Raw genomic sequence first — 11,327 nt, forward strand, 5'->3', positions numbered from 1 at the left:
GGCCCGTGTCGGTGACGCGGGCCTTTTTTCTTTTCGATTGCGCCGGGGGAAATTGAACCCCCGTCCTGAAAGACTAGTTGAACCCCTGCCCGCGGATCAGGCCCACGGCCAGGCCTTCGATGCTGAAGTGCTCGCTCTCGTCGACGAGGATGGGCTCGAAATCGGGGTTCTCGGGCAACAGCTGGATGCCGTCCGGCCCACGCTTGAAGCGCTTGACGGTGACTTCCTCGCCGACGCGGGCGACGACGATCTGGCCGTTGCGGGCTTCCTTGGCCGACTGCACGGCGAGCAGGTCGCCGTCGAGGATGCCGATGTCCTTCATGCTCATGCCCTTGACCTTGAGCAGGTAGTCGGGCTTCCTGGCAAACAGGCTGGGCTCGACGTTATAGGTCTGCTCGACATGCTCCTGCGCCAGGATGGGAGCGCCGGCGGCAACGCGGCCGATCAAGGGCAGGGTGAGCTGCGCGAACGCAGGAATGGGCATGCTGAACTGGCGGGCGCGGTTGACGGCGTTCAGCGTGTCGGACTTGAGCCGGATGCCGCGCGAGGTGCCGCCGATCAGTTCCAGTACACCCTTGCGCGCCAGGGCCTGCAGGTGCTCCTCGGCCGCGTTGGCGGATTTGAAACCCAGCTCGGCGGCAATCTCGGCGCGGGTGGGTGGCGAGCCGGTGCTTTCGATCGCGTTGCGCACCAGGTCAAAGATCTGCTGTTGGCGGGCGGTAAGCTTGGGTTGGTCTTGCACGGGCGGCCTTTTTGAGGTGGCTGGAAATTTGTCCAGCACCTGTATTTTTGTCCAGGAAACCAGCAAATTGCAAACCCCAGCGAAATTGATTGTCATTCTGGGCACCGGCGGCACGATTGCCGGTACCGCCGCTAGCGCCAGCGACGGCGTGGGCTACACGGCCGCGCAGTTGCGTGTGGAGGACTTGCTCGCCGCTGTGCCGGCACTCGCGGGGCAGCGGCTGGAGGCGCAACAGGTCGCGCAGCTGGACAGCAAGGACATGGATTACGCGACCTGGCAGCGCCTCGCGCATGCCGTGCAGGCGCAGCTCGCGCGGCCCGAGGTAGCGGGCGTCGTCATCACCCACGGCACGGACACACTGGAAGAGACGGCCTACTTTCTGCACCGCGTGCTGGCGCCGACCAAGCCCGTGGTGCTGGCGGCGGCGATGCGCCCGGCGACGGCGCTGGCGCCGGACGGGCCGCAGAACCTTTTCGACGCCGTTCAGGTGGCTGCCATGCCGGGCGCCACAGGCGTGGTGGTTGCGTTGGCTGGCCGAGTGCATGACGCGGTGCAGGTGCGCAAGACGCACAGCTACCGCGTCGATGCCTTCGAATCGGTGGACGGCGCGCTCGTGGCGCGGGTGGAGGAGGGCGCGGTCCGGCTTGTTGGCCGCTGGCCGGTGGGTGCGGCGTTAGGTCTGACTCGCGTCGCAAGGCCGGCGGAGAACTGGCCACGCGTCGACATCGTGCTCAACCACGCCGGCGCCGATGGCCGTGTCGTGAAGGCACTGCTGACGGCGGGTGTGGACGGCATCGTGGCGGCCGGTACCGGGAACGGCACGCTGAGCGCGGCGCTGGAGGCCGCGCTGCTTGAGGCGGAGGTGCGTGGCGTGCGCGTGCTACGCAGCACGCGCTGCGACGCCGGGCCGGTGATGGATCTGCCCGGCCTGCTGCCGAGCGCCGGCGCGCTGAGCCCGGTCAAGGCCAGGGTCGAACTGATCCTGGCCTTGCTGGGGCCTTAAGCCGCCTTCTTGCGGCGGCGAGCGATGAAGCCCAGCGCGCCCAGGCCGGCGGCCAGCATCGCGTAGCTGCTCGGCTCCGGTACGGCCGTCGTGATGCCTTGCTGGACCAGGTTGCTGCCTTCGAACGCGAAGACGTAGAACTGGTTGCCGTAGGTCACCGGCGTCGCGCTGCCGTTCGGCAGCACATCGCCCAGGAAGTCGTTGTCGTTGGACAAGTAAAGCGTGTGCATCGTCTTGCCGTTGACCGTGACGTCTTCACCGAAGGCAATGCCTTCGAGCTTGGACGGCACCATAGCGTCTGAGAGGCCGGCGGCGTTCAGTGCCGCCTTGATGTCGAGGAAGCGGGTGCCGATGACGGCGGCGCCGGGCTGGGTGCGCAGGTCGGCTATGCCGCTGACTTCGGTGGCGCCGGTCAGGTCGACCTTGATGAGCTGCTTGACCACCGCCTTGGAGCCGGGCGAGCCATCGCCCAGGCCCTTGCCGTCACGCTCCAGCACGAGCAGTTCGTGGTCGTTCAGCGCAAGCAGTTCGCTGCTGTTGTAGGCCTTGCCATTGAGCTGGTTGTCGAAGGCAAATTGGCTGACGGCGCCCGTGGCGATGTCGATCTTGACGATGCGGTTGTAGCGGCCGCCGTCGCCGCCGTCCTGGATCAGCGGGCTTTGCATGAAGCCGAACAGGGTCTTGCCGTCCGGTGAGATGGCCAGGCCTTCCATGCCCTTGTTGGTGACGCGACCGGCCGTGTTGCCGGAGATTTCGGTGTTCACCGAGGGCGTCAGGTTGGAGATGGCGAAGCYGTTGGGCAGGCTGAAAGTACGCAGGCGTTCACCGGTCGCGCGGTCGAACTGATAGACGTAAGGGCCGTACTCGTCGGAGACGAAAACGCTCTTGCCGTCATTGGAGACGCGCATGCCTTCGGGGTCGAGACGGGCGTTGTTCGGGTTTGTGGACAGGCCGGCGGCGAAGTTGTCCGAGCGACCCGAGAAGTATTGGGTGCTGCCGGCCGTCAGCGTGTTGCTGTTGACCAGGCCGGCCATCGTCGGTGCCGTGGCGCCATAGGTCAGGGCCGTCGGGCTGGACAGCAGCGTCGTGGCCTTCAGCGTCGTCTGGAGGGTGTAGGGCAGGGCGCCGCCGGGCGTGGCGACCAGATCGAGCTGCAGCGTGTGGAAGCGGCTGATGAACGAAGTGGTGTTGTCGACCGTGGCGCCGAATGCCGTGTTGTTGATCCACGCCGCAGCATTGGGTCCGCGGTCCGGCAGGGCCAGGAAGGTGTTGCCGCCGGCCCAGGCCAGGGCAGAGCCGACGCCGCCGAGCTGGTTGGCGGCAATGCCGCTTTCCAGCGAGTAGTTCAGGCCAGAGAGGTCGCTCAGCGAGCTGCTCAGCGAACCCATGCCGATCAGCACCGGTTCGGCCGCTTGGGATTGGGCGGCCAGGGCCAGCAGGGCGCTGGCGAGCACGGTGGGAAGGAAGCTGGGGCGCATCGCGGGTCTCCGGGAGTTGTTTGGAAAACCCGCGATGCTGGCCGGCCGGCGTGACGCCATCGTGACGAATCTCACAAACGGCGCCCGCCGGAGGCGGTCAGACGGAGATCAGACGATGGTCAGCGTCACGTCGACATTGCCGCGCGTGGCGTTGGAGTAGGGGCAGACCTCATGGGCCGTGGCGACCAGGGCTTCCAGTGCGGCGCGCTCCATGCCGGGCACGGAGATCTTCATGTCGACCTGGATGCCGAAGGCGCCCGGCTTGTTGGCATGCGGGCCGATGGCGACGTCGCTGGTGATCGAGACCTCGGCAGGCAGGCTGATCTTCTGCTTGCCGGCGACGGCCTTCATCGCGCCGATGAAGCAGGCCGAATAGCCGGCCGCGAACAGCTGCTCGGGGTTGGTGCCCGGGCCGCCGGCGCCGCCCAGTTCCTTGGGCGTGGACAGTGTCAGGTCAATGGCGCCGTCAGACGACTTGGCGGTGCCGGCGCGGCCACCGGTGGCAGTGGCGGTGGCGGTGTAGAGGGCTTTTTCGATGGCCATGGGGGGCTCCTTTGGGGTGGTGGTGGGAAAGGTGATCAGTCGGCCGTGGCCTGGCTCAGCTGCTGCCGCAGTTCGTGCAGCCGCTGGGTCAGTGCGACGAGCTCGTCCAGCTCGCAGGCGCTGGCACAGGCCAGCTGGTTGGGAATGTCCAGGGCCAGGGTGCGCAGCTTGCGGCCAGCGGGTGTCAGAAACAAGTCGACCCGGCGTTCGTCGTCCGTCGCGCGGCGGCGCTCGATATGGCCCAGCAGCTCCAGGCGCTTGAGCAGCGGGGTCAGCGTGCCGGAGTCCAGCGACAGGCGTTGCCCGAGCTGCGAGACGCTGACGCCATCCGCCTCCCACAGCACCAGCATGGCGAGGTATTGCGGGTAGGTCAGGCCCAGCGGCGCCAGCAGCGGCTTGTAGAGCTTGGTCATGGCCAGCGAGCTGCTGTAGAGCGCAAAGCACAGCTGGCGGTCAAGCTGCAACCACTGTGCCCGGAATTCGTCACGAGATTTGTCGCGGGAATCGCTGGCGGTGGAGGGCTTGGCGCGTGGCATGGGCATTAATGTAGTTGGCAATTCAATTGCACACAAGTTAAATGGTCTTTGCCACGTCCTTTGAGCGACAGAGGAACGGTAGGTCCATCTGCGAGGATGCGCCACCCCCAATCAATGACGAGGAGAGAGACGATGCAGACAGTCGCAATCGTGCTGGCGGCGCTGGTGGCGCTGCTGCATGTGTATTTCCTGGTGCTGGAAATGTTCTTCTGGACCAAGCCGCTGGGCCGCAAGGCCTTCGGGCTGAAGGCCGATTTCGCCGAGCAGAGCAAGGCGCTGGCGGCCAACCAGGGGCTCTACAACGGCTTCCTCGCAGCCGGCCTGGCCTGGGGCTTGGCGCAAGGCGCTGCGGGCGCGGGCAAGCCCTGGCTTGTCTTCTTCCTGGGCTGCGTCATCGTGGCCGGTCTGTTCGGCGCGGCCACGGCGTCGAAGAAGATCCTGTTCGTACAGGCGCTGCCGGGCGCACTGGCCCTGGCAGCGGTGCTTCTCAGCTAAGCGACTCGATCTGCTCGCCCAGCTCCAGCCAACGCGCCTCGTCGGCTTCGAGCTGGTCGCTGATCGCCTTCAGGCGCTTGCCCATCTCGGCGATGGCCGAGGCGGCGGCGCCTTCGGCGAGCTGGGCTTCGATGCTGGTGCGCTCGGTGGCAAGCGCATGCATGCGCTTGTCGATCTGCTCCATCTCTTTGCGCAGCGGCCGCGTCTGGTCGGCGAGCTTGGCGCGCGCCTGACCTGAAACCTTGCGGTCCTCGCGCGCTGCCGGTGCCGGCGCGGGTGTGGCGGCAACCACCGGTGCGGGTGCCGCCGCCGATTGCTTCTTTGCTGCACGGGCGGCTTCCTTGCTCTGGTCGAGCAACCACTTCTGGTAGTCGTCCAGGTCGCCGTCAAAGGGTTTGACGACACCATCCGCCACCAGCCAGAACTCGTCGCAGACCTCGCGCAGCAGCGCGCGGTCGTGGCTGACCAGCATGACCGTGCCCTCGAACTCGTTCAGCGCCATCGACAGCGCCTCGCGGGTGTTCAGGTCMAGGTGGTTGGTCGGTTCGTCSAGCAGCAGCAGATTGGGGCGTTGCCAGACGAGCATGGCCAGCACCAGGCGGGCCTTCTCGCCGCCGGACAGGCTGCCGACCTGCTGGTTGACCATGTCGCCGGTGAAGCGGAACTGGCCGAGGAAGTCGCGCAAGTCCTGCTCACGGCCGGCGGGCCCGACCTCGCGGGCCAGGCGCACCATGTGCTCCAGCGGGCCTTCGTCCAGCCGCAGCACGTCCAGCTCCTGCTGGGCGAAGTAGCCGATGGACAGGCCCTTGCCCTGCGTCAGCTTGCCGGCCAGCGCCGGTTGCGTGCCGGCAATCGTCTTGACGAGCGTGGACTTGCCTTGGCCGTTGGCGCCCAGGATACCGATGCGCTGGCCGGCCAGCACCGAGCGGTCAATGTTGCGCACGATGGTGGTGGTGCCGTAGCCCGCCGACATCTCGTCGAACATCAACATCGGGTTGGGCAGGTTGAGCGGCTCGCGGAACTCGAAGTTGAAGTCGGCCGAGGCAAGCACCGGCGCCAGCCGCTCCATGCGTTCCAGCGCCTTCACGCGGCTCTGCGCCTGCTTGGCCTTGCTGGCCTTGGCCTTGAAGCGGTCGATGAACTTCTGCAGGTGGGCCACGCGCTCCTGCTGCTTGGAGAAGGCCGCCTGCTGCAACACCATGCGCTCGGCGCGCTGGGTCTCGAAGCTGGTGTAGTTGCCGCCGTAGCGCACCAGCTTGCCTTCGTCCAGATGCAGCGTGACCTTGGTGATGGCGTCGAGGAATTCGCGGTCGTGGCTGATGATGATCAGCGTGCCGTCATAGCGCGCCAGCCAGGCTTCCAGCCAGACCAGGGCGTCCAGGTCCAAGTGGTTGGTCGGCTCGTCCAGCAGCATCAGTTCGGCCGGGCACATCAGCGCGCGGGCCAGCTGCAGGCGCATGCGCCAGCCGCCGGAGAAGCTGTTGACCGGTGCGTCGAGCTGCTCGCTCTTGAAGCCCAGGCCCATCAGCAGTGCCTGGGCGCGCGAGCGGGCGTCGAAGGCGCCGACGTCGGCCAGCAGCGCATGCGCGTCGGCCATCGCGTGGCCGTCATTGGCGGCTTCGGCGGCTTCCAGCGCGGCGCGGGCGGCCACCAGCGGCAGGTCGCCTTCGAGCACGTAATCGGTCGCGCCGTCATCGGTCTCGGGCATGTTCTGGGCGACCTCGGAGCGGCGCCAGTGCTTGGGCACCTCGACCTCGCCCTTGTCGTTGCCCAGGCGGTGCGTCAGCAGTGCAAAAAGGCTGGACTTGCCGGCGCCGTTGCGGCCGACGAGGCCGATCTTTTCGCCGGGCTGCAGCGTGGCGGAGGCGTTGTCCAGCACCACCTTGACGCCGCGGCGCAGCGTGATGTCGCGCAGCGTGATCATTGCAGGGACTCCTTCGTCAGCAGCAGCACTTGATCGGCGCCGGAGGACGTTTCCAGCCAGACGGTTTCGAGCGTCGGGAAGGCGGCCTCAAAGTTCTCGCGCTCGTTGCCGATCTCCAGCACGAGCACGCCGTCGTCGGTCAAGGCAGCGGGTGCGGCGCGCAGCAGCTCGCGGATGAAGTCCATGCCGTCCGACCCACCGGCCAGAGCCAGTTCGGGTTCGGCGCGGTATTCGGCGGGCAGGGCGGCCATGCTGGTGCTGTTCACGTAGGGCGGGTTGCAGAGAATCAAGTCGTAGGGTCCTTGGGCGCCGGCCAAGCCGTCGCCTTGCAGCAGGCGGATGCGCAGTGCGAAGTTGTGGCGTTCGACGTTCAGCTTCGCCACTGCAAGCGCCTTGGTGTCGATGTCCAGTGCGTCGACTTCCACATCGGGCCAGGCCATCGCCGCCAGCACTGCCAGGCTGCCGTTGCCGGTGCACAGGTCCAGTACGCGGCGGCTGCTTGGTTGCAGCCAGGGGTCGATGCTGGCGTCGACTATCAGCTCGGCGATGAAGCTGCGCGGCACGATGGCGCGCTCGTCGATGGTGAAGGGCACGCCCTGCAGCCAGGCCTCGCCGGTCAGGTAGGCGGCGGGCTTGCGGGTGGCGATGCGCTCGTCGACCAGGGCCGCGATGCCAGCCAGTTCGGCCGCGCTCAACTCGCGCTCTTCATGCTCGTCCAGTGCGTCCACGGGCAGGCCCAGGCGCCACAGCGCCAGCCACGCGGCCTCGTCGAACGCGTTCGTCGTGCCATGGCCAAAAAACAAACCCGCCTGGTCGAGGCGGGCAGCTTGGGTTTCTATGCAGGTAATCAGTTTCAAGAGCCGCGGACGTCCAGGGTGATTTCGGTGAAGCTGGCTTCGTCGCCAGCCTTCTCTTCCTTGCGCGGCGCGGTCGACAGGCGGGCGCCGGGCGCCTCGTTCTGCAGCCGCCAGAGCAGATTCGTTGGCGAGTCGGCGAAGGCCAGGCCTTCCTCGCGGGTGATGGTGCCGTCGGTGATGAGCTTGGCGAAGTGTTCTTCGTAGGTCTGCGAGCCCTCGGCGATGGACTTCTCCATGGCCTCCTTCACGCCGGCGAAGTCGCCGTTCTCGATCAGCTCAGACACCAGCTTGGTGTTCAACAGGATCTCGATGACCGGCACGCGGCCGCCGGCCGTGGCGCGCACGAGGCGCTGCGAAATGACGGCCTTCAGGCCGGCCGCCAGGTCGTTCAGCAGCGCGGGGCGGGACTCCGGCGTGTAGAAGGACAGGATGCGGTTCAGCGCGTGATAGGTGTTGTTGCCGTGCAGCGTGGCCAACACGAGGTGGCCCGACAGCGCATAGCTGATGGCCGCCGTCATCGTGTCGCGGTCGCGGATTTCGCCGATCAGGATGCAGTCCGGCGCCTGGCGCAGCGCGTTCTTCAGCGCGATCTGCAGCGAAGCCGTATCGCGGCCGATCTCGCGCTGGTTGACGACCGAGCGCTTGTTGCTGAACAGGTACTCGATCGGGTCCTCGATGGTGAGGATGTGCCCCGTCATCGTCTGGTTGCGCATCTCCAGCATGGACGCGAGCGTGGTGCTCTTGCCGGTGCCGGTGGCGCCCACCATCAGAATGAGGCCACGCTTCTCCTTGATCATGCCGCCCAGCACGGTCGGCAGCTGCAGGCTCTCCAGCGTCGGGATGTCGTGCGGGATGTGGCGGAACACGCCGGCAATCGAGCCGCGCTGGCGGAAGCCCGACAACCGGAAGCTGCCGACGCCGCGCACCGACACGGCCATGTTCAGCTCGCCCGTGTTGTCCAGCTCGGACATGCTGCCGGGGTCGACGACCTCGGCGATGAGCTGGCGCGGCTGCGGCGGCGTCAGCAACTGGTCGGACAACTGCACCGTCTGCCCGTTGATGCGGATCAGCACCGGCATGTTGGCCGACAGATAACAGTCCGAAGCACCCTTGTCGGCCATCAGCCGAAGGATGCGTTCCATGTTGCCGGCGCCGGGGCTGCTCATGTCAGGCTCGCAGCAGTTCGTTGATGCTGGTCTTGGAGCGCGTCTGCGCATCGACCCGCTTGACGATGATGGCCGCATACAGGCTGTAGCGGCCGCCGTCCTTGGGCAGCGAGCCCGAGATGACGACGGAGCCGGCCGGGATGCGGCCGTAGCTGACCGTGTCGGTCGCGCGGTCGTAGATGGGCGTGCTCTGGCCGATGTAGACGCCCATGGAGATGACCGAGTTCTCTTCGACGATGACGCCTTCGACGACCTCGGAGCGGGCGCCGACGAAGCAGTTGTCTTCGATGATGGTCGGGTTGGCCTGCAGCGGCTCCAGCACGCCGCCGATGCCGACGCCGCCGCTCAGGTGCACGTTCTTGCCGAYCTGCGCGCAGGAGCCGACGGTGGCCCAGGTGTCGACCATGGCGCCTTCGTCGACGTAGGCGCCGATGTTCACGTAGCTGGGCATCAGCACGACGTTCTTGGCCTGGAAGCTGCCGCGGCGCGCAACGGCCGGGGGCACGATGCGCACGCCGCTGGCGCGCAGCTGTTCGTCGCTCCAGCCGGCGTACTTGGTGGGCACCTTGTCGAAGAAGGTCAGCTCCTTGTCGCCCATGATGCGGTTGTCGTTCAGGCGGAACGACAGCAGCACGGCCTTCTTGACCCACTGGTGCACGGTCCACTGGCCGACGCTTTCGCGCGTGGCCACGCGCAGGCGGCCGGCGTCCAGCTCGGCGATGACGTGCTCGACGGCTTGGCGCAGTTCGGGCGCGTTGGTGGGGTCCAGGGCCGCGCGGTTGTCCCAGGCGAGGTCGATCAGGCTTTGCAGGTCAGCGGTGTTCATCAGCGGGATTTGGTGAAAGAGACGATGCGGCGGGCGGCTTCGAGGCATTCGGCCTCGTCGGCCACGAGGGCCAGGCGGATGCGCCCGGCGCCAGGGTTGTTGCCATGGGCTTCGCGGGCCAGCAGGCTGCCCGGCAGGACAACGAGATTGTATTGAGCGAGCAGGCCTTGGGCGAAGGCGATGTCGTCACCACCCGGTACAGCGGCCCAGAGATAGAAGCCGGCGTCGGGGAGGGCGACGTCCAGCACCTCGGCCAGCAGCGGCGTGACGGCGGCGAACTTGTGCCGATAACGCGCGCGGTTCTCGATGACGTGGGCCTCGTCGCCCCAGGCGGCGAGGCTCGCGGCCTGCACGATGGGGCTCATGGCGCTGCCGTGATAGGTGCGGTAGAGCAGGAACTTCTTCAGCAGCGCCGCGTCGCCGGCCACGAAGCCCGAGCGCAAGCCCGGCACGTTGGAGCGCTTGGACAGCGACGTGAACGAGATCAGGTTGCGGAAGTCGTGCCGGCCAAGCCTGGCGGCGGCTTCCAGCCCGCCCAGGGGTGCTTCGTCGCGGAAATAGATCTCCGAATAGCACTCGTCCGACGCGATGACAAAGCCATGGCGGTCGCTCAGCTCGAACAGCGCCTGCCATTCGGACAAGGGCATCACCGCGCCGCTTGGGTTGCCGGGCGAGCAGACGTAGAGAAGCTGCGTGCGCGCCCAGGTCGCTTCATCGATCTGGCCCCAGTCCACGGCGAAGTTGCGCGCCGGGTCGGAGTTCGCAAACACGACCTCGGCGCCGGCCAGCAGCGCCGCGCCTTCGTAGATTTGATAGAAGGGGTTGGGGCAGACGACTGTTGCCGGCCCTGTCGAATCAGGGCGACTGGCGTCCACCACCGTCTGCGCGATGGCGAACAGCGCCTCGCGCGAGCCGTTGACGGGCAGGACCTGCGTCAGCGGATTCAGGGTCAGGCCGTAGCGGCGCGAGATCCAGGCGGCGATGGCCTCGCGCAGCACGGGTGTGCCGCCTGTGGCCGGGTAAACGGCCAGGCTCTTCATCGCGCCGTTGATGGCCTCCGCGATCAAGGCCGGCGCCGCGTGGCGGGGTTCGCCGATGCCCAGCGAGATCGGCGCCAGAGCCGGGTTGGGTGTGATGCCGGCGGTCAGTTCGCGCAGGCGCTCAAAAGGGTAGGGCTGGAGCTTGTCCAGGCGCGGATTGACGGAAAAACTCATGCGGGGATGATAGGGCGGTCGTCCAAGTCGACGATGCGGCAGGTGCCTGGGGAGGCAAGAGCATGAAACGCGTTTGGCTGACCATTTGCGGGCTTGCYGCGAGTGCTGCCGTCACGGCTCAGGCCGTCTGTACCCGGGTGGTCGTTACCGCCGACCCGGAGTACCCGCCCTATGCTTGGTATGACGGCCAGACGCTGCGCGGCGCCAGCGTCGACGTCGTGCTGGCGGTGCTGCAGGCCATCAAGCTGCCGTATGAGCTGCGCTACGTCGGCCCCTTCGTGCGCGTGCTGCAGACGGCCCGGGCGGGCGACGTGGACATCATCACCGAGCTCAAGCGCAACGCCGAGCGCGAGGAGTACCTGGCCTATGCCGACACGCCCGTCTTCACCAATCCGAGCTCGGTCTTCGTGCGCGCCGGGCAGAACCTGAAGTTCACCAAGCGCGAAGACCTGCGCGGCCTGCGTGGTGGCGTCACGCATGGCACGCGCTTCGGCGCCGGGCTGGACGAGTTCATCGAGGCCCAGCTCAGCGTCGAGGCCGGGC

11 protein-coding genes and 2 pseudogenes are annotated in these 11,327 nt (G+C 67.1%); 3 read left to right on the plus strand and 10 right to left on the minus strand.

Translation table 11 applies throughout. The features are described from left to right. Positions 1-73: 73 nt before the first annotated feature. A complete protein-coding gene (gene lexA, locus ACXRVZ_RS26740; protein ID WP_457424972.1) occupies positions 74-742 on the minus strand; it encodes a transcriptional repressor LexA in 669 nt (222 codons plus the stop codon). Positions 743-827: 85 nt separating this feature from the next. On the opposite strand from lexA, the gene ACXRVZ_RS26745 reads away from it, so the two are divergent. Beyond that, positions 828-1,745 (plus strand): asparaginase, encoded by a 918-nt coding sequence (locus ACXRVZ_RS26745; protein WP_457424970.1) that lies wholly within the window; start codon positions 828-830, stop codon positions 1,743-1,745. Here ACXRVZ_RS26745 and ACXRVZ_RS26750 read toward each other — a convergent pair. The 4 genes and pseudogenes from ACXRVZ_RS26750 to ACXRVZ_RS26765 all read right to left on the minus strand — a co-directional run. After that, positions 1,742-1,834 (minus strand): annotated as a pseudogene (locus ACXRVZ_RS26750) (PEP-CTERM sorting domain-containing protein); the annotation flags it as partial. The gene ACXRVZ_RS26745 and the pseudogene ACXRVZ_RS26750 overlap by 4 nt on opposite strands. Before the next feature lie 117 nt (positions 1,835-1,951). Continuing rightward, positions 1,952-3,283: pseudogene (locus ACXRVZ_RS26755) on the minus strand (esterase-like activity of phytase family protein); the annotation flags it as partial. Positions 3,284-3,331: 48 nt separating this feature from the next. Then, positions 3,332-3,766, minus strand: a complete 435-nt coding sequence (locus ACXRVZ_RS26760; RefSeq protein ID WP_457424968.1) for an organic hydroperoxide resistance protein — start codon at positions 3,764-3,766, stop codon at positions 3,332-3,334. Positions 3,767-3,801: 35 nt separating this feature from the next. Next, positions 3,802-4,302, minus strand: a complete 501-nt coding sequence (locus tag ACXRVZ_RS26765) for a MarR family winged helix-turn-helix transcriptional regulator (protein ID WP_457424966.1) — start codon at positions 4,300-4,302, stop codon at positions 3,802-3,804. A 132-nt stretch (positions 4,303-4,434) separates the two neighbouring features. On the opposite strand from ACXRVZ_RS26765, the gene ACXRVZ_RS26770 reads away from it, so the two are divergent. After that, positions 4,435-4,797, plus strand: a complete 363-nt coding sequence (locus tag ACXRVZ_RS26770) for a DUF1304 domain-containing protein (protein WP_457424964.1) — start codon at positions 4,435-4,437, stop codon at positions 4,795-4,797. Here ACXRVZ_RS26770 and ACXRVZ_RS26775 read toward each other — a convergent pair. From ACXRVZ_RS26775 to dapC, 5 genes are read right to left on the minus strand one after another with little or no spacing between them, the layout of a single operon-like run. After that, positions 4,790-6,721, minus strand: coding sequence for an ATP-binding cassette domain-containing protein (locus tag ACXRVZ_RS26775; protein ID WP_458233056.1), 1,932 nt, complete (start codon positions 6,719-6,721; stop codon positions 4,790-4,792). The two genes, ACXRVZ_RS26770 and ACXRVZ_RS26775, sit on opposite strands and share 8 nt — an antisense overlap. Continuing rightward, positions 6,718-7,578, minus strand: coding sequence for a 50S ribosomal protein L3 N(5)-glutamine methyltransferase (prmB, locus tag ACXRVZ_RS26780; protein WP_457424960.1), 861 nt, complete (start codon positions 7,576-7,578; stop codon positions 6,718-6,720). The genes ACXRVZ_RS26775 and prmB overlap by 4 nt, the downstream gene beginning before the upstream one ends. Continuing rightward, positions 7,575-8,744, minus strand: coding sequence for a PilT/PilU family type 4a pilus ATPase (locus ACXRVZ_RS26785; RefSeq protein ID WP_458233057.1), 1,170 nt, complete (start codon positions 8,742-8,744; stop codon positions 7,575-7,577). Before ACXRVZ_RS26785 ends, prmB begins: the two co-directional genes overlap by 4 nt. A gap of 1 nt (position 8,745) precedes the next feature. After that, on the minus strand, positions 8,746-9,570 hold the full coding sequence (dapD, locus tag ACXRVZ_RS26790; RefSeq protein WP_458233058.1) for a 2,3,4,5-tetrahydropyridine-2,6-dicarboxylate N-succinyltransferase: 825 nt from the start codon (positions 9,568-9,570) through the stop codon (positions 8,746-8,748). Next, a complete protein-coding gene (dapC, locus tag ACXRVZ_RS26795; RefSeq protein WP_457424954.1) occupies positions 9,570-10,784 on the minus strand; it encodes a succinyldiaminopimelate transaminase in 1,215 nt (404 codons plus the stop codon). The genes dapD and dapC overlap by 1 nt, the downstream gene beginning before the upstream one ends. 62 nt (positions 10,785-10,846) lie before the next feature. On the opposite strand from dapC, the gene ACXRVZ_RS26800 reads away from it, so the two are divergent. Beyond that, on the plus strand, positions 10,847-11,327 hold a 481-nt coding region (locus ACXRVZ_RS26800), incomplete at its 3' end, for a substrate-binding periplasmic protein (protein WP_458233059.1).

Source organism: Roseateles sp. P5_E8 (assembly GCF_054177665.1).

Bases quoted from the DNA above. Each gene is read 5' to 3' on its own strand.
- ACXRVZ_RS26760 (WP_457424968.1), bottom strand. From the start codon at position 3,766: ATGGCCATCGAAAAAGCCCTCTACACCGCCACCGCCACTGCCACCGGT.
- ACXRVZ_RS26765 (WP_457424966.1), bottom strand. From the start codon at position 4,302: ATGCCACGCGCCAAGCCCTCCACCGCCAGCGATTCCCGCGACAAATCT.
- ACXRVZ_RS26770 (WP_457424964.1), top strand. From the start codon at position 4,435: ATGCAGACAGTCGCAATCGTGCTGGCGGCGCTGGTGGCGCTGCTGCAT.
- ACXRVZ_RS26785 (WP_458233057.1), bottom strand. From the start codon at position 8,744: ATGAGCAGCCCCGGCGCCGGCAACATGGAACGCATCCTTCGGCTGATG.
- dapC (WP_457424954.1), bottom strand. From the start codon at position 10,784: ATGAGTTTTTCCGTCAATCCGCGCCTGGACAAGCTCCAGCCCTACCCT.